This window comes from Acinetobacter sp. AOR43_HL (assembly GCF_027854635.1).
GTDB lineage: Bacteria > Pseudomonadota > Gammaproteobacteria > Pseudomonadales > Moraxellaceae > Acinetobacter > Acinetobacter pittii.
This window is the reverse complement of record NZ_JAKTHX010000018.1, coordinates 263,328-282,722: the sequence shown is the minus strand read 5'-3', so window position 1 is coordinate 282,722 and position 19,395 is coordinate 263,328. Positions and strand designations below refer to the sequence as shown.

Here is a 19,395-nt window from a genome sequence, read left to right as displayed (position 1 = left end):
GGCATGAACTCAAGAGTACAGGTGTCTTATCAACCTATTATTGATATTGAATTTAGTGGATTGCACTTAATTGAAGCTTCGGCAGGTACAGGGAAAACCTATACCTTATCAAGTTTGATGGTCCGTATCTTTCTTGAAAAATATTTGCCTAGACAAGTCATTGCGACCACGTTTACCCGTGCTGCTGCTGCTGAGTTAAAAAGCCGTATTCGTGCACGTTTGGTTGAAACGTACCGTTATTTAGATGCCAAGCGTAGTTTTACAGAACAAGAATTACTTACGCAGGCAGAGCAAGAACCTGACTTATTACTCCAGCATATTCTAAAGCATTTTGCGACGCGTATTGCCTATGCGTGTGAACGTTTAAAATTGGTTATAGATCAGTTAGACGAGTTATTTGTCGGAACACTCGATAGCTTTAGCCAAAAACTATTACGTGAGTTTGCCTTTGAGAGTGGCAAAATTGAACGCGCTCAAATTACCGATGATGCTAAAACTTATAGTCGACAACTGATTCATGATGTTTTGCGTGAATGGATACAGTCTCAACCTCAGACCGTGATTGATGCGTTGTATCTGGCAGGTGAGTTAAAAAGTGTCGATAGTTTTGTCAAACTTGTTGAAGACTCACTTAACTTTAGTTCTGCTCATTTTAAACTTCCTGAAAAACCAACCATTCAATTTGAAGAACTTACGCAGCTCAAACAATTAGCGACAGAAATTGATATCAGTCTTTTAGAAGCATATTACTTGCTTGATGGAGAGCACTATAAACATGTGAGCGGGACAGTATTTAGAAATGGGGCATTTAATAAACTATTTAGTGAATGTTTGCCACAGCTTTTGCAAGTTCTAACGCAAAGCGACAGCATTTTGGTTTTTGACGGTTCGTTGGCGGTACAGCGAGAGCTTGTTTTTAAGTTTTTAGGTCAACTTGTCGATCAAAAAGTTTTCAAGAAATGTCCTGTTGAAATTTCAGATGGTTTCTATCAACATCCTTGTATTCAACAGATTCAACAGCTATTTGGTGTGCTGAAAAACTACGCTGAGCAGTTCGACCAGCTTCATATTTTTTTAAAAGCCTATTTATGTGTTGAGGTTAAAAAACGTTTACCACAGGTTTTGCAAAATAAAGGTGAAACTACTTTTTCTCAGCAAATTCGAACACTTTCTGAAGCTTTAAAAGGTGAACAGGGACAGCGTTTCGCTGTGTTTGTGCAGGCGCGTTATCCCTTAATTTTGGTCGATGAATTTCAGGACACCAACCAAGATCAAGACGACATGTTAGCGAGCATTTGGCGCCATCCAGAGCGCTACCAAAAAGGTTGCATGATTATGGTGGGGGACCGTAAACAGGCAATTTACGGTTTCCGTGGTGGGGATATGCTCACCTTTTTAAATGCCTATAAAGATATTCAAGCCAAACATGGCCGCGAATATAAGTTAATTCATAACCATCGTTCTGTTGCTGATCTGGTTGAAGTGGTCGATGCCTTATTTCAAAGGCAAATCGACTTTGGCGAAGAAGTTCAATATGACCCAATTCGAGCGGGCACTCGACCTCATCCTGTACTGATTGAGCAGAACAATCATAATCCTCACCCTTTGCGCTGGTTAATGCTCAAAGATAAAGAAACAGAGGCTCAGCAAGTTGCATGGAAGATTCGAGATCTACTTAACCAGTCACATGCTGGACAGCTATATTTTCAAAAAGATGCTCAGACTCAAGTCTTAAACGAAGATGATATTGCGGTATTGTCTCGTAATCATGATGGGTTGGATAAAGTTCAATTTGAGCTAGAGCGTTTAGGAATTCGGGTTAATAGGCCATCAAAACGAAGTGTTTTCGACTGCACGATTGCTCAAGATGTGGGTGCTTTGTTGACCGCCATACTTCATCCTTACGATGAGGCAAAAGTGAAGCGAGCTTTAATTAGCCGTCTATTTGCCATGGATTTAAAACAACTCTTGCAACTTGAGCAGACAGCCGAAGGGTTAAGCCAGTTTATGACTGGTTTTGACACGATTAGAGAGTTGTGGTCCGCTCAAGGCTTTTTAGTGGCATGGCAACAATGCCTCATCCAGTTTGATATATGGCAAAATTTGGTCGCTGCCCAAAGTAAAGATAATGAAAGGGTTGTGGTGAACTTGCGTCATTTAACTGAAATTCTGAGTCAGCACAGTGAGAAATACTCAGGTGCTCAGAACCTTTATCACTGGTATCTCAAACAGTTGCGTTCTCCTCTTGACCGTGATTGGGAGTTAGAACGTAAATTATCGAGTGAAGCTGGTGTTCAGCTCATGACAATTCACCAGTCAAAAGGGCTGGAATTTAAGATTGTATTTTTATTAGGTGCAGATAAGCCCTTTCGAGAAAATAGTAAAACACTCAATTTTTCGACCCAAGATATTGTCAAACCGGACTCAAACCAGACTTTGACTCAACGTGTCGTTGCGATTGCTGACAAGACTTATTTGAATGAAATAGAACTTAAGCAGCACGAAGAACGAGCGCTCGCTGAACAGAATCGACTTTGGTATGTCGCTTTAACGCGAGCAAGCCACCGCGTCTATGCGCTTTTACAAGATGGGGATGGTAAATCAGTATCAGGCCTCGCGTTTTGGAAAAATAGGACTGAGCCTTTTCAACACCGTTGCTGTACGGATGAAATGGTTTTGGAGCAGATTCCACAGGCAATTCATTTAGCCAAACAAACAAGTATTATTGAAATACAAGCACAACGGTTTCCTGAACAACGTTTTTATTCGAGAGGTAAAACCAGTTTCAGTTATTTGGCACAGCATTTAAAACATAAGGCTGGCACAGATTTATTGGCGAGTCAGAGCAATGATGCTGTATTAGCAGAAGATGAGCTGGATTTAATCAACACTGCTGAAGCAATCGGTGCTCAGCCGATTGACTGGATCAAGAGTAACTTCCCGCGAGGAACGCTTGCCGGTAATTTCTTACATGAAATATTTGAGCATATCGATTTTCAATGCTCAGATGAGTGGATCATAGAAATACGTCGTCGTTTTAAAAATGACTATAGTAGCCTTTGGCAAGATTTACTTAATAAATATAACGAGAGCTTCCCAGACCAAGAGGACGCCGAGAATCTGCTTTACCAGTCAGTTGCAGACTGGCTGAAAGATATTTTGCGAACACCGCTTTATCAAGGTTTCCGGCTAAATCAACTTCAACAAGAACAGTATTTGTCAGAGTTTCCTTTTTATTTAGCACTCTCAGATCGAGTTTTAGCGATGACACGTATTCAGCAGCTTTTCGCTGAGTATGGTTTGAATATGCCGGAATTACTTGAGGCTCGTTCAGCGCGTTACCTTAATGGTTCTATCGATTTGGTTTACTTTGATGGGCAGCGTTACCACATTGCCGATTATAAAAGTAATTACTTAGGTGATGATCTTGCAGATTATCGTAGCGATAGCATTGCCCAAAGCATGTCTTTAGCAAGTTATTGGCTACAAGCAGGCTTATATCTCGTTGCATTACATCGCTATTTGCAAGTCAAAATGCAGGATTACCAAATTGAGCAACACTTAGGTGGGGCAACTTATCTTTATTTACGTGGCATGAATGGTGAAGCTGAGCAGGGCTATTATTACTGGCAACCTAGCATTGAGTTTATTCTGCGTCTTGATGCCATTTTAGGGTATTTTGCTGAGGATAAAATTGCATGAAAAATGCTGATAAAGTATGTAATTTTAATATTAACAAATATTTGGCATGTGGATAAGCCTGTCTATAACCATGTGGACAAGCGTGTGGAAAACTAGGTGGATAAGTGTGTGGACAATCTAAATAGCTCTGAACAGGCCGATTTAAGCTGGTTAACAACGTGGAGTAACTTCTTAAATCAGGCTCCATTTACTGAGCAATCGCAAGTGTCAGAAGCCACTTCTTACTTGCAGCAGCTTATTGAAGCGAGCTTACAAGGCGATAGTTGTATTGATATCAGTTCAGAGCAAATTGCAGCACTTGGTCAGCTTACTATATCTGCCGATCAAGCAACCTCAAAAGTTGCGCCGTGCGTCTACGATGAGCAGGGGTTGGCATTATACCGATATTGGCACCTAGAGCAACGACTTGCAGAACAAATTTGTCGATTAAAGCAACAATTAATTCAACCTGTCTCTTGTGATGACTATTTAGACCTGCTTACCGATGCTCATCAACAGGCAGCTTTACAAATGGTTGCTCGGCAGGGCTTGAGTATTATTACCGGTGGGCCGGGTACAGGTAAGACTTATACGCTGGCACGTATTATTGCTGTGCTGAGTCAGGCAATTCCGCATATTCGTGTGGCGATGGCTGCTCCAACAGGTAAGGCAGCACAGCGAATGCAAGAGGCTTTACAGAACTCATTTAACGATCCTAAATTGCTTGAGTCCGGATTAGTGAGTGAGGAACTCAGAAATCAGGGAACACAAACGATTCACCGTTTGTTAGGGATGGGACATAGCCAAACACCACGGTTTAATCAAAAACAGCCTTTGCCTTATGACGTGATTGTCGTGGATGAGGCTTCTATGCTGGATTTAAATCTGGCTACTCTTTTATTTGAAGCTGTGCCAGAGTCTTGTCGAATTATTTTATTAGGAGATGCAAATCAGCTCGCTTCTGTCGATGTCGGGGCGGTTCTTGCAGATTTGCAGCAAATACAGGCGTTGGCTGATAACCGGGTACAATTACAAACCAGTCGTCGTTTTGCTGAAGGTGCGTTGATTGGACAAGTGGCCAAATTTATTCAGGCACAAAGCTATCAACAAGACCATGTAGAAGTTTTGCAGCGGTTTGAAGTTGATATTGTTCAGGTGTCAGAATTAAAGCCCATACTTTTACAAAGAGATATGCCTGATGTTGTTCAGCTTGAATATTTACCAGAAGGAAATCACGCAGAAGTCGAAATTTATTATCAGAAGCTCATGCTCGGTTTCCAAGGATATGTAAAAAGCCTAAAAAATTATTTAAAAGAAGAACGCTCGATTGAACAGGTCCAAAACGTAGTAAAAGCATTTGATGACTACCGGATTTTAACCGCGGTTCGTCATGGTCCGTTTGGATTGCAGCAGTTAAACCAATATGCGCAGCGTTGGTTGCAGCAGCAACTTTCAATAGTGACAGCAGGGGGATGGTACGTGGGTCGTCCTGTAATGATGACTTATAACGATTATCAGCTCGGTATTTCAAATGGCGATATTGGTTTGTGTTTTGAGCACAGAACTCAGCCACAGCAGTTCGAAGTATATTTTCCAAGTTTGAATAAATGGGTCGCTGCAAATCGATTACCTAAAAGTATTCAAAGTGCATTCACTTTAACGATTCATAAATCGCAAGGGTCTGAATTCACACACACTGCTGTCGTTTTAGATCAGGCTGCCAAGAACTTATTAAGCCAAGAACTTATTTACACTGCGATTACACGAGCTAAGAAGGTAGTCAGTCTTTTGGTGCATCAAGAGGCTTTATTACAAGCATTTACAGTTCGTACTACACGAAAAAGCGGTTTAGTTCAAAAAGTTAATCGGTTAGTTCGTTAAGACAAACTTAATATTTTTACCCTTGTAAGAAAAAGCTTACATAGATTCGAGATATTTGCTGCTAGAGTACACCCCGTGTTTTTGAGATTATAAACGCACAACGAGCTTGGCACGGAATGTCGGGCAAAATCGCACAATAATAATAACTTAAGTCGAGAGACTGCGAACTTACAATGAAGTAGGTGTATAAAGAGGAAACTTACAGCCGCTAAGCCTTGTAGTTTTGGGAGAGACTACAGGGCTTTTTTATATTCTACTTTTCACTATGTTTAAAAAAGCATTACAACATTTCGTTTTTAGCACTATCTTCACTCTGTTTTTGTCTAAAGATTTAAATCAATAATATCAATATATTTATCTATAATATGATTTCAAAACAGGCATTTTTCCTGTGAATTGTTAAGTTATATGTTATACAGAACTGTACGTTAAAGGGTAAAAATGGCTATTTACCAAATATTATACAGACCTGTACGTTTTCACTTACATGATGATAAGAAAAATACTACTTTTCTTCATAATTGGATATGTCACAATACATCACATAAGGAAAACGAAAACATCGGAAGTGAGTTAAAACAACAAGAAGGATGTGACTAGCATCTCACCAACGACAATAAAAACAGCAATAACACGATAAACAAAAACTACAGCGCAAAAAACCCAAGCAGAAATGCTTGGGTTTTTATTTGCTTCTACACTAAGTCAGTCTCATGAGAATCACTACCAAATAACGAACGGCGTTGATCTCTCGGTATACGTGGACATTGGGTTGAGATTTGATAGAGCACTTTAGCTAAAGCAGGTAGGTGAGTACCTACTACAGACTTACCAGTTGTTAATAGAGAAACACTGATATCTCTTTCAGGATCGGCCCAACATAAAATGTTGGAGAACCCTAAGTGACCAAATGCTTGTCCTGTCATTGGGCCAAAAAGGCCTACAGGGTTGCTACCTAACATTGGCCCCAGAGCATAGCCCATTGGAATTAACAAAGTACGGTCAATGTTAACACCTGTGGTTGGCAGTGTTGCTCTGAAAATTGTTTTCTCACTAAAGATTTGCTGACCGCCGTAGCTTCCACCACTTAAAAGCATTTCAAAGAAGCGGCTAGCTTGTTCTGCACTGGTATAGATGTTTCCAGCTGGGCAAATGGTGTCCATAAAACGACTATCGTTAGTCACATCAACTGCAAGTTGTAAACCGCCACCTAACACATGATTCAGGTAGTGATCGGTACCAAGGCGAGGGTGCAGACCTGTTGCACAGTTTAAGGCGACTTCTGAACGGTATTCTGGTTTTAAGCCATAATTGAAATAAGGCATCCCCATTGGTTTTTCGATAGTTTGATGTACAAATTCACGTAAATCCTGCCCAGTCACCCGTTCAATGACTTCTCCTAAAATATAACCTGCCGTAACAGCATGATAGGCAAGGTGATTGCCAGCAGGAGACACAGGTCGGGCAGCATATAAGCGTTTTAAAATTTCATCTTTATCAAATAACAATTCTGGTGTGACATCACCATCAATATAGGGAATGCCACCACGATGTGCTAATAAATGAAAGATCGTTGCACGGCGCTTACCGTTGACACCATATTCAGGAACATAATAGCTCACTGGATCAAGCAAATTGATTTCACCTTTTTCATCTAATAGATGAATCAACATGGCTGTGATCATCTTTGATGCTGAAAATAGGCAAACAGGTGTGTCTGGTGTTGCAATCAGGGCATTTCCTTGAAGTCCTGCCGGAGAGTTTCCTTGGGCATATCCAATGCTTCTATTCAGCAAAATTTTACCTTGTCTGCGTAAACAAAAGGTAATAAGTGGATAGTTTCCGGTTTTATATAGTGCTTCTATACTTTTCCAGATTTTTTGAATCTGGTGATCACTCATTCCACCCTGTTCAGCAGCAACTTCATCTTTTTGTCGAATGACTTGCTCAATATTGTCCGGTACTGGACAAGTGTTGGTTGAAAAAATTTTCACACGTCCCTCGCGCTTCTTTCTTTTTATTCGAGGCTAGTGTGCAGGGTTAAGGTCTTCATGTCAGTGTCTAAAATGACAAGTTACTGAAAACTATTTTGCAATCCACCTATAGATACCTTAAAATAGGCGACTTGCTGTAGTGATGCACGGCAGTCAGTTGCCTCAACTGATTCATATCGTTTACTTTTTTAAGCATCTCGGAGAAATCGAATGGCTTTAACTAATGCAGACCGCGCAGAGATCATTGCTAAATTTGCTCGCGCTGAAAATGACACTGGTTCACCAGAAGTACAAGTAGCTTTATTGACTGCTCAAATCAATGATTTACAAGGTCACTTCAAAGCTCACAAACACGACCACCACAGCCGTCGTGGTTTGATCCGTATGGTTAACCAACGTCGTAAATTGCTCGACTACTTAAATGGTAAAGACCACGGTCGTTACACTGCTTTGATCGGTGCTTTAGGTTTACGTCGTTAATTCGATTTTTACTTTGTTTTCGCTATTTCGCATGTCGCAATGCTTTATCGCTGAAAAGAGAGTTTCACTTAATGTTAGGTTAAGTGATTTTTAGAAGGGGCGCTTGTGCGCTCCTTCTTTGCGTTTAACTTATTTTAAATAATTGATCTAGTGTGATGGCTTCTAAGCTTTGTCATTTATCTACCAATCGGTGTAGTCTGAATGCCAAACCTTAGGGGTCTCACTAGAATAAAATTAGGAAAATACAATACATGTCAATGTTTAATATCGTTCGTAAAGAATTCCAATTCGGTCAACATCAAGTCGTTTTAGAAACGGGTCGCGTTGCACGTCAAGCAAACACAGTTTTAATCACTATGGGTGGCGTAACTGTTTTAGTTGCAGTTGTTGCTCAACCTAAAGCAAAAGCGGGTCAAGACTTCTTCCCGTTAACAGTGAACTATCAAGAAAAACAATATGCAGCTGGTCGTATCCCTGGTGGTTACGGTAAGCGTGAAGGTCGTGCTTCTGAAGCTGAAACTTTAATTTCACGTCTTATTGACCGTCCAATTCGTCCGTTGTTCCCAGAAGGTTACTTCAACGAGATCCAAGTAACAGCAACTGTTGTTTCTTCTGACAAAACTATGGATGCTGACATTGCAGCAATGCTTGGTACATCAGCAGCATTGTCTATTGCTGGTACTCCTTTCCGTGGTCCAATTGGTGGCGCACGTGTTGGTTTAATCAACGGTGAATATGTTCTTAACCCGAACTTCGAACAGTTGAAAGAAAGTGACCTTGACCTTGTGGTTGCTGGTACAGAATCTGCTGTATTGATGGTTGAATCTGAAGCGAAAGAACTTTCAGAAGACCAAATGCTGGGTGCTGTTCTTTTCGGTCATGACGAAATGCAAATCGCAATTCAAGCGATTAAAGAATTTGCTGCCGCTGCTGGTGCTGTTGAGTCAACTTGGGTTGCTCCAACTAAAAACGAAGCTCTTCTTGAGCAATTAAAAGCAGCTTTCGAAGCGAAAATTTCTGAAGCATATACAATTGCGGTTAAACAAGATCGTTACGCAGCACTTGATGCACTTTATGCAGAAGCTGTAGCTCAGTTCGTTCCAGAAAATGATGAAACTGGTATTGCTGATGAAGTAAACGAATTATTCGAAGACCTTAAATACCGTACAGTACGTGACAACATCTTGTCAGGTAAGCCACGTATTGATGGTCGTGATACTAAAACTGTTCGTGCTATCGATGTTCAAGTTGGCGTATTAGATCGTGCACACGGTTCTGCATTATTTACACGTGGTGAAACTCAGGCGTTAGTAACAACAACTTTGGGTAATACTCGTGATGCGTTAATGGTTGATACCCTTGCTGGTACTAAAACTGACAACTTCATGTTGCACTACAACTTCCCTGCATACTCTGTAGGTGAAACAGGCCGTGAATCTGGTCCTAAGCGTCGTGAAATTGGTCACGGTCGTTTAGCACGTCGTGGTGTTCAAGCAGTTCTTCCTGCTGCTGACCGCTTCCCGTATGTAATTCGTATTGTATCTGACATTACTGAATCTAACGGTTCATCTTCAATGGCTTCTGTATGTGGTGCTTCATTATCACTTATGGATGCAGGTGTTCCGCTTAAAGCTCCAGTTGCGGGTATCGCAATGGGCTTAGTGAAAGAAGGCGAGCGTTTCGCAGTACTTTCTGACATCTTGGGTGATGAAGATCACTTAGGTGATATGGACTTTAAAGTAGCAGGTTCTGCAAACGGTATTACTGCGCTTCAAATGGACATCAAGATTGAAGGTATTACCGAAGAAATCATGGAAGTTGCATTAAACCAAGCATTTGCTGGTCGTATGCACATCCTAAACGAAATGAATAAAGTCATTTCACGTGCTCGTGCTGAAATCAGTGCTCATGCTCCGACGTTTGAAGTTATTAACATTAACCCAGACAAGATCCGTGATGTTATTGGTAAAGGCGGTGCAACTATCCGTCAAATTACTGAAGAAACTAAAGCTGCAATTGATATCGAAGACAACGGTACTGTTCGCGTATTTGGTGAAACTAAAGCTGCTGCTAAAGCTGCAATTGCTAAGATTCAAGCAATTACTGCTGAAGTTGAACCAGGTAAGATCTATGACGGTAAAGTAATCCGTATCGTAGAATTCGGTGCGTTTGTAAACATCATGCCGGGTACTGATGGTCTTCTTCACATTTCGCAAATTTCAAATGAACGTATTGCGAACGTAACTGATGTTCTTAAAGAAGGTCAGGAAGTGAAAGTACAAGTTGCTGATGTTGATAATCGTGGTCGTATTAAATTGACTATGAAAGACATTGAACAAGCATAATTGTTCTAGTGACATGAAAAAGTCCGCTTGATGCGGACTTTTTTTATGGCATGATGCAAGTAATACAAAAACAGATCATTGTGGTATGCAGGTTTATTACTTTTATCGCCATCAAGCTGACGGTTATGTCTTTTTAAGCCGTGAACAGCATAATGAACACATTCTGGAGTTTTTCTGGATTGATAGTGTCAGAGCTGATGTGGTGAACCATAACGAAGAATGGCAACAAAAAATTCAGCAGCTTTCAGGCGTGGTTATTAATGAATTTCATATGCGAGATATTGCGAATATTGAGCATCCTTGTGCATTTGATACGCTTGAAGAATATGACCTGCTTATTTTTAGAAAGCTCGTTACACCTGATGATGAAATTAAAAATGGGGAATCCCACGAGAGTGTATTTGGCCTAGCAACTACGCCGATTAGCTTTGTTTTTACCCCTAAAGTTCTGATTAGTGTTCGTGAGCAGGGCAATAAGTCGATTGAAAACTATATTCAACGTCTCGAAAATATTTTATGTAAAACTTTGGAAGAACAAAACAAAACCCGTAAGCTTCCTAATTCACCTGTAGATTTATGTTTACGACTGCTTAATAGTATGGTGGATGGCTACCTTGATATCCGTTCACCTTTGACTAGAAGGGTCGAGCATTGGCAACAGCAATTGCTGCAAGGTAATCGTCGTTTTAAACAATGGCATCAGTTGTTTCATGAAAACATGGCCTTTCAGCAAGTTGAAAATTTATGCGAAGAGCAAATCGAAACCTTACAAGAGTTTCGAGATGAAATTGTAGAAAACTATCATCATGTTATTGGTGAGAAGACGCATAGTTCTCAAGACCTTCTGTTAGTTCGTTTGAATGATTTAATGAGTCATGTCGAACGTATTCAAAAACATACTTTACGTTTACGTAGCGCTATTCAATCAGCGATTGATTTGCATTTCTCGGCAATTGCAAACCAGACCAATGAAAATATGCGTATTCTTGCCATTATTACTGCCGTATTTGCACCACTTACCCTTTTAACGGGTATTTATGGAATGAACTTTGAATTCATTCCAGGGCTTAAATCACCAGTAGGTTTCTGGATTATGCTGGGTGTCATGCTGCTCAGTACTGTTTTATTACTGTACTATTTTTATCGACAACATTTGGTCGGGCGAGGTGAAAAAAGTGTGATTGATTTATTGGCTCAACAACATCGCCAAGATCGGATGAATTTGTTTTGGTTTTTGGAATATGAACCGATTAAGCAGACTTTGAAGGAAGTGGAAAAGATTACTCGGTTGAAATAATTCTTCAATTTTTATTGAATTTTTTCCAAATTTGCTTGAGCTAAGCGTCATCCACAACCTGCCCATAATTTAGAAATTATTGTTTTTGAAAAGTAATATTTTAAATGAAAGTAGTGAACAGGTTTTGTGGATGACAATGGTTTTGGTTACTTTTGCCAAAACAAAAGTAACGTAATTAGCTGATGAAATAGATAGGGAGTGCCAGTAGGACTCCGTCGTGACTATCTAATCTAATGAAAATGCTTCAACTGTTTTCTAAGTTGTTGCACTTCATCAATCAAATCTAACATCACAGCAACTGCTGCCAAACTTGCGTCAAAGTCACGTTGTAAACGATAAGCTTTACGTGCGCGTGCGACATCTTCACCCATAAACTGGTGTGCTTCAGGTGTGTTCTCGACTGATAAAATGTCATATTCAATTAACTGAAGAATCCAGTCAGGACTTTGGCCACAAGCTTGGGCAAATTGTTGTAAATCAAATGTCGATTGTTCATCAACGACCTCTGCACTAAAGGTGTGGCCGTCATATACAATTTCTCGATAGTGAATGGTTGTCATGATCTTGCTCCCTAATGAGATGAACGAGGTTCGAATGAAGCAAATGCTTCTGCCAGTTGCTGATACGCTTCTTTTTCTTTTTCAGAATTTGCAGGCGGGAATACAATATTTAAAATTAAATACAGATGCCCTGGCGTTTTATTTGGTATCCCTTTGTCTTTTAAACGTAGCTGTTGTCCTTGTTTTGCATTTTTAGGTAAATTGACATGTAAAGATCCTGCTGGTGTTTTCACTTCAATACCTTGACCTAATGCCGCTTCCCATGGGGTTACATCTACAGTCAAATACACATCATTGCCTTCGACATGAACACGGTCTGTATCTTTATACTGGATTTCAATATAAAGATCGCCGTTCGCACCACCATTAATCCCACTTTGGCCTTGTCCACTTAAGCGGATCTGCTGACCTTCTTTCATACCTTTTGGTATTTTTACCTGCAAAGTTTTGCGTTGAACTTCAGGCTCACCATAAGCATTCATGGTTGGAATTTGCAGAGTAATTTGCTGGGTTGAACCATGATAGGCAATATCAAGATCAACCTCTATGCTGGCATGTTGATCTTCACCGCGATAACTACGTTGTTGTCTTTGATATTGTTGTTGGCCACCGCCAAAGCCTGCACCAAAGCGACCAAATAAATCTTCAAAACCACTAAAGTCTGCTTGTTCACCGCCTGTAAAACCTTGATGATAAAACTGTGCTCCATCAAAACCACCTTGTGCAGCACCTTGACCAAAGTTATTAAAACCTTGAGGATGATCTAACATTTGGTCATATTCGGCTTTTTTATCTGCATTGCTTAATGTGTCATAGGCAACATTAATCGCCTGCATTTTTTCTTCTGCATCTTTTTCTTTGCTGATGTCGGGATGATATTTACGGGCTAATTTTCGATAAGCTTTTTTAATTTCATCAGCAGAGGCTTTGCGTGTAACCCCTAATTCTTCATAATAATTTTTTGCCATAATGTTTTATCACGATGGTGTTGTTTATTTCATTATGAAACGATTTTTAGAGTTTTCAATAAGCTAGATTGTATAAGAGTTGTTCTATTACGAAATGAAATTGATAGAAAAAGATATAAGCAAGTGAAGCCCATATCTCTCAGGATTTAGATGAAACTTTGATATAAGCCATACAGGGCAATAAGTAGAAGTAATAAACCGCAGAGGCCTAATATTTTTGGATATAAATGACTGTTAGAAAGGCGGCGGAAAAAGATATAAACCAAAGATAGTGTGAGGAAGTCTAAAACAATCCATGTCAGCGTAAGTAGGGTTAAACTTAAATTTAACTGAGGTGTAATAGAAACAAATTGCGGAAAGAAAGCCGAGAAAAAGATAATATCTTTTGGATTTGAAATACCGACAAGAAAACCTTTTTTAAAGCCACCATTTTGTGCTGAAACTGTTTGTATCGCTTCTGGGTGAGGTGCTTGAATCACTTCTTTGAGAATACTAAAACCCAAATAACCAATATATAGGCAGCCTAAAATACGAATGATATTGAGGTAACTATCATTGACACTCAGTACTCCTTTTAAAACCAGTACTGAAATAAAAATTAAAACAAGGGATGCTAGGTTTGTACCAAAAATGGTTTCCAGTGCTTTTTTATAGCCCCCTTTAAGTCCAGCGCTTGCAACTAAAATCATGACAGGACCAGGGGTCGCAATCATGATAACTACACTAAAAATAAAGAGAAAATAATCAAAATAATTCATGGTATTTAGGCATCTTATTTATTAGGCTATAAAGTAGCCTTATATTATCCTATTTAAATTAACATGTTGAAAATTATCATCAAAAAATACAGGTAAATAAAAAGGCGGTATAACCGCCTTTTTATAAAGTTAAAATATTAACTTAAATGTTCACCAAATAACGCTAAAGCTTCTTCAGCGGTAAAGGTATATTGCGTATTACAGAACTGACAGTCCATACGAATCGGGTTCTGATGTTCTAGGGTTTCATGAACAGCGTCTACACCAATTTGAATCAGGGCATTTGCACAGCGTTCTTTTGAACATGTACAGCCAAATTTTAATGCTTCAATTTCTGGTAAACGAACTTCTTCTTCGTTATATAAACGATATAAGATTTCATTTGCATCTAAATTGGTAAGCTCTTCAGCTTTTAATGTTTCAGTCAACATCGTCAAACGTGGCCATAAATCTTCATCGACTAAGTTTTGCTCTTCTTCATCATGACGTGGTAAGAGTTGAATCAGTAAACCGCCAGAACGCTTATCTGTACTTGCTAACACAATACGAGTTGGAATTTGTGCAGATAAATCATAATATTGCATTAAGCAACCCGCTAAAGTCACTTGATCAAGCGGCACGATCCCTTGATAACGTTCGCCAAATTCCGGTTCAATATTAATAAATAAAACCGGATTAACTAAAGCGCCAAGAACTGTGCTGCTGTCTGTTGCTTCAACAAAGCGAGGGTCGGTTTCATAGTCCGCTAAAGCACGAACCTCTCCTAAGTGGTTACATTCAGCCATCGCCCATTTGAAGGTGCCGCTAGCCTGGATTTGCAAGCTGATACGGCCTTTGATTTTTAGTGTACTTGCAAGTAATGCAGTCGCACTCAACATTTCACCTAGCAGAATTTTAACCGCAGGCATATAGTCACGTTGAGCTAAGATAGTTTGTAGGGCTTCTTCTAGATGAACTACTTCTCCACGTACTGGAAAGTTCTCTATATAAAAGCGTTGGCGTAAATCAGACATAATATTCTCCAGGGCCCTAAGCAGAGTATAACTATTTCGTTTTAATCAAGCTCAGGAAATGCAGCTAAGCCGCAAGCCGGACAGGGGCAGCTTTGTGCCCATTGTCCAATTATTTAGGCAATGTGAATAAGTCCTTAATATAGCCATTTTCTGAAATCTCAAGTTATTCTAGATGATCTCTTGTAATGTCGATGCGATTTGGTTGTAAATGACGCTTTAAATTAACATCATGCTTTGATGTAGCCTGTTGCTGCGCATCACTTTCAAACAAATGTTCAAGCTCGGCTAAGGCATTACGATGTGTTTCAAAAATCTTCTGTTCATCAGTATAAATACTTTGCTGCTGTATGAGCAATTTCTCATCATAATCCCGAAAGATTTCGATATTGTTATAGGCTTGTTCATCAGAGATTCCAAGTTCTCGTAAAGCGCGATAAGCCATTCCTAATGAAGATAAGTACGTTTCACGCCAAATATATTCAACACCTAAATCTCTTAAAAGATGGACATGGTGACGGTCGCGAGCACGAGCTAATAGCTTTAAGTTTGGATAATTTAATCTAAGATGACGTGCGACATTCATGGAGTCTTCAACATCATCAATCGCTAAAATAAATACTTTAGCTTTTTCAATACCGGCAGAACGCAGTAAATCGGGCTGGGTCACATCGCCATAATAGAGCTTGCCGCCGTAGCGACGAACAAAGTCCACTTGATGAAGATTGTTGTCGATTGCAGTAAAGCCTAAATGCTGTAGGCGAGCAATACGCGCGATGATTTGTCCAAATCGACCAAAGCCGGCAATGATAATCGGGTTATCCTGCTGAGGAATTTCATCATACTCGGGAGGACGTTCTTTATTAAACAGAGGAATGACCTGAGTTGCCATGATCCAGTAAATTACTGGTGTAAGTACCATCGACAATGTCACGATCAGAGTCACGGGTTCTAATATAGCTTGAGTTAAAACCTTCTCACTTTTTGCAAGACTCAAAATTACAAAAGCAAATTCTCCGCCTTGTGCCAAGCAAGTACCTAAAAGCAAGCTGTTATTCCAACTGTATTTTTTATAGCGGGCAATGGCGGTCAATATCAGCGTTTTGATGAGCAATAAGCCGACTGCACCACCAATAATAAGCAAAGGCATTTCAATGAGCAGTGACAGCTGTGTAGTCATGCCGACGGTCATAAAGAATAAGCCAAGCAATAAACCTTTAAACGGTGCAATACTCGCTTCAACTTCATGGCGAAATTCTGAATCTGCTAATAATACACCTGTAAGGAATGCACCTAATGTGGTGCTAATTCCTAAAGTATCCATAAGCAAGACAACAGCAAGAATAATAAATAATCCTACTGCTGTAATAAGTTCAGTCGCTCCACTTTTGGCAACAAAGCGGAAGAATGGACGCATCACATAGCGACTAAACAGAAATAGACCAGTAAACGTTGCAATGATAGCCGCAAAATAAGCCACCCCATGATGGGTTGATTCTGTTCCTGCCAATAATGGAATAATGGCAAGTAAGGGGATAGCCGCTATATCTTGGAAAAGTAAAATGGAAAAAGACTGCTGACCATAAGTCGTATTGAGTTGCTGCTTTTCGGTCAGAAGTTGTAATACAAAAGCTGTAGAAGAAAGCGCAAGGGCAAAACCAATCACAAAGCTGACAGAAAGCTGCTGTTGAAAGAGTAATAGTACGATCAGCATAAGAATAGTCCCACTAATGAGGACTTGCAGACTTCCCATTACAAAAATAGAGTCACGCATTTCCCATAAACGTTGGGGGCGTAACTCTAAACCAATCAGGAACATTAATAAGATAACGCCAAATTCGGCAAGTTCCATAATCGCTTCAGGGTCATGTGCAATATTTAAAACACTAGGGCCCAGAAGTATTCCTGTAAATAAATAACCTAAAACTGTTGCTATCCCTAGGCGCTTGCCAAGAGGGACTAAAATCAGAGAAGCTCCAAGAAAAATTGTTGCTTGCAGTAAGAATGACATTCATTGCCTCGAATGTATTAGTCTCTTTTAAGTGTAAAGCCAAAAAGGCTTCTTCACACCATGATATTCAAGCCATCTAATTAAATTCTTGCGGATCAACATCAATTGACAGCCTGAGTTGATGCTGACGCGGTGCATGAACCAATTGAGACCACCATTGTCTTAAGTAAAAATGCAGGCGAGCACGGTCGGCAGATAAAATCACCATGTGGGCGCGGTAGCGTCCAGCTTTACGCTCCATAGGGGCTGGAATCGGTCCCCAAATATCAACAATGTCACCTGCAATTTGGCGTAAATGTTCTGCCGCTTCATTTAAGAAATGTAAGGTGTAGTCGCGATCTTTGGACTCTGCACGTATCAGTACGGCATAGCGATAAGGCGGCAGCAATGCGACTTTACGTTCCGCAAGAGTCTGTTTAGCAACCGCGCGATAATCTTTTTCGATGAGTGTGGTTAGTAAAGGGTGATCTGGTCTTAGGGTTTGTAAATAAACATGGCCTTTATGTTCACCACGGCCTGCACGTCCAGCGACTTGTACAATCAGCTGCGCCGTACGCTCTGGCGCACGGATGTCGACACTAAGTAACCCAGCATCAATATCTAAAATAGCAACCAAAGTTACGTGTGGGAAATGATGGCCTTTAGCCAACATTTGAGTGCCAAGCAAAATTGTTGGTTTGTTTTGATGAATACGATCATAGATTTTTTGCCAGCTACCGACACGACTGGTGCTGTCACGGTCAACCCGAATCACATCATAGTCTGGAAATAGTTCTTGTAAGTGCTCTTCAACCTTAGCCGTTCCAGCACCTAGGGTTTTTAGGCTTTTTTGCTGGCATTCAGGGCAGTGATCGGGCAAGCGATGAACAGTGCCGCAGTGGTGGCAGTGTAAATAAGAATAAGGCTGAGTGTGCAACGTAAAATGCGCATCACAATGCGGACAATTTGCTTGCCATCCACAACTTTCACAGACCAGTACAGGTGCATAGCCACGACGGTTTAAAAAGATTAAAACCTGTTCTTTTCTCGCTAGCGTATTTTTAATCTGTTCGATTAAAGGCTGGCTAATTCCATGCTGTTTTTTGACAATTTTAAGGTCAATCAAATGCATTTTAGGTAAAAGCGCATGGCCTGCACGTTGGTTAAGTTGCAGTGAAGTTAATTTACCAGTTTCGACCAAATAATAACTATCGATGCTCGGTGTTGCTGAACCTAAAATAACAGGGCAGTTTTGTAAGTGGCCTCGATAAAGTGCGACATCACGTGCATGGTAGCGGAAGCCTTCTTGTTGCTTATAAGACAGGTCATGCTCTTCATCTAAAATAATTAAGCCCAAACGTGGTAGTGGCGTATAGATGGCTGAGCGGGTTCCTAAAATAATAGATGCTTTGCCAGTCTGGGCCTGTTGCCATGCTTGTAAGCGTTTAGAGTCATTTAAGCCTGAGTGCAATAGAGCAATATCACAGTTAAAACGAGACTTAAAACGAGAAATCGTTTGAGGGGTTAGACCAATTTCTGGGACTAACACCAGTACTTGTTTACCTTGCTTTAGAACCTCGTGCATGATGTGCAGATAAACTTCAGTTTTACCACTTCCTGTTAAACCATCTAATAAAAATGCTTGGTATTGATGCTGTGCGTTTACTACGTGCTGAGTTGCTTTCTTTTGGTCTTCATTTAGCGTGAGCGGCATTTGTGCCAATTGAACAGGCGATGGGCTAAAGTCGTGTGGTTCAAGCGTACAGTCAACCAGTCCTTTCTTTTGAAGTGCTTTAAGCGTAGCCGTTTCTACACCACTTAAATTAAGAATATTCTCTGTAGTTCCGGCAGGGTGTAACTTTAAAATTTGATACGCGTCTTGTTGCTTAACAGAGCGTTTAAGAAGTGCTTCAACATTATCACATGGTGTGATTTTCCAAAGATGGAACAAAACATCCATCGGTTTGCCCTGACGCAATAACGCAGGTAGGGCGGTTTGCATGACCTCACCAATTGGAAATTGATAATACTGGGCTGACCATGTCAATAAACTTAAAACTTGTTCATCTAAAATAGGCTGTTCGTCTAAAAGGTCAGAAATGGCCTTAAGCTGAAAGGTACCTGTAAATGATTCACTTGGGTCAACTTTTTCAGTAATGATGCCAATCAGATTTTGGCGTCCAAATGAAATCGCGACGCGTGAGCCTACGTGAGCCCGTTCATATTGTGCTTGGGTGAGTGTATAGTCAAAAGTGTCGTACAGATGCACAGGTACGGCTACACGCACACGATAAACAACTGAATCAGGCTTTGGCGTTATGGTCATAGAGGCTCATTTCGTCAATTTTAAAAAACGGCATAGCGTCGTGAAGAGGACTTGGGTATTCTACACAGGCTATAGAACGAATATGAATGATTGCGTAGCATAGAT

12 protein-coding genes are annotated in these 19,395 nt (G+C 40.3%); 5 read left to right on the top strand and 7 right to left on the bottom strand.

The features are described 5' to 3' along the window. Positions 1–3 precede the first annotated feature (3 nt). Positions 4–3,702, top strand: a complete 3,699-nt coding sequence (locus MKL33_RS08205) for a UvrD-helicase domain-containing protein (RefSeq protein ID WP_270906792.1) — start codon at positions 4–6, stop codon at positions 3,700–3,702. A gap of 108 nt (positions 3,703–3,810) precedes the next feature. After that, entirely contained in the window at positions 3,811–5,562 is a 1,752-nt protein-coding gene (recD, locus tag MKL33_RS08200; RefSeq protein ID WP_270906791.1) for an exodeoxyribonuclease V subunit alpha, read from the top strand. A 695-nt stretch (positions 5,563–6,257) separates the two neighbouring features. Here recD and MKL33_RS08195 read toward each other — a convergent pair. Continuing rightward, positions 6,258–7,556: a serine hydrolase domain-containing protein gene (locus MKL33_RS08195; RefSeq protein WP_270906790.1), complete on the bottom strand. Its 1,299-nt coding sequence runs from the start codon at positions 7,554–7,556 to the stop codon at positions 6,258–6,260. Between the two features lie 210 nt (positions 7,557–7,766). Here MKL33_RS08195 and rpsO point away from each other — a divergent pair, with 210 nt between their 5' ends. The 3 genes from rpsO (at position 7,767) to MKL33_RS08180 (ending at position 11,678) form a co-directional block, all read left to right on the top strand. After that, positions 7,767–8,036 carry a 30S ribosomal protein S15 gene (gene rpsO, locus MKL33_RS08190; protein WP_002114951.1) on the top strand — a complete coding sequence of 90 codons (270 nt, stop codon included), beginning with the start codon at positions 7,767–7,769 and terminating at the stop codon, positions 8,034–8,036. Positions 8,037–8,293: 257 nt separating this feature from the next. After that, complete coding sequence (pnp, locus tag MKL33_RS08185) at positions 8,294–10,381, top strand: polyribonucleotide nucleotidyltransferase (RefSeq protein ID WP_170814194.1); 2,088 nt, start codon at positions 8,294–8,296, stop codon at positions 10,379–10,381. A gap of 85 nt (positions 10,382–10,466) precedes the next feature. Next, positions 10,467–11,678: a magnesium transporter CorA family protein gene (locus MKL33_RS08180; RefSeq protein WP_270906789.1), complete on the top strand. Its 1,212-nt coding sequence runs from the start codon at positions 10,467–10,469 to the stop codon at positions 11,676–11,678. Between the two features lie 230 nt (positions 11,679–11,908). Here the strand turns inward: MKL33_RS08180 and MKL33_RS08175 are convergent, their stop codons facing one another. From MKL33_RS08175 to MKL33_RS08150, 6 genes are all read right to left on the bottom strand, one after another. Further along, positions 11,909–12,238, bottom strand: a complete 330-nt coding sequence (locus MKL33_RS08175) for a chaperone modulator CbpM (protein ID WP_002114963.1) — start codon at positions 12,236–12,238, stop codon at positions 11,909–11,911. Between the two features lie 11 nt (positions 12,239–12,249). Continuing rightward, on the bottom strand, positions 12,250–13,206 hold the full coding sequence (locus tag MKL33_RS08170; protein WP_270906788.1) for a DnaJ C-terminal domain-containing protein: 957 nt from the start codon (positions 13,204–13,206) through the stop codon (positions 12,250–12,252). Between the two features lie 146 nt (positions 13,207–13,352). Next, a complete protein-coding gene (locus MKL33_RS08165; RefSeq protein ID WP_002115157.1) occupies positions 13,353–13,964 on the bottom strand; it encodes a LysE family translocator in 612 nt (203 codons plus the stop codon). Positions 13,965–14,101: 137 nt separating this feature from the next. Continuing rightward, a complete protein-coding gene (gene hslO / locus MKL33_RS08160) occupies positions 14,102–14,977 on the bottom strand; it encodes an Hsp33 family molecular chaperone HslO (protein ID WP_017481969.1) in 876 nt (291 codons plus the stop codon). A gap of 163 nt (positions 14,978–15,140) precedes the next feature. Next, entirely contained in the window at positions 15,141–16,985 is a 1,845-nt protein-coding gene (locus MKL33_RS08155; protein WP_270906787.1) for a monovalent cation:proton antiporter-2 (CPA2) family protein, read from the bottom strand. Positions 16,986–17,061: 76 nt separating this feature from the next. Continuing rightward, positions 17,062–19,290 (bottom strand): primosomal protein N', encoded by a 2,229-nt coding sequence (locus tag MKL33_RS08150; protein ID WP_270906786.1) that lies wholly within the window; start codon positions 19,288–19,290, stop codon positions 17,062–17,064. Positions 19,291–19,395: the final 105 nt, after the last annotated feature.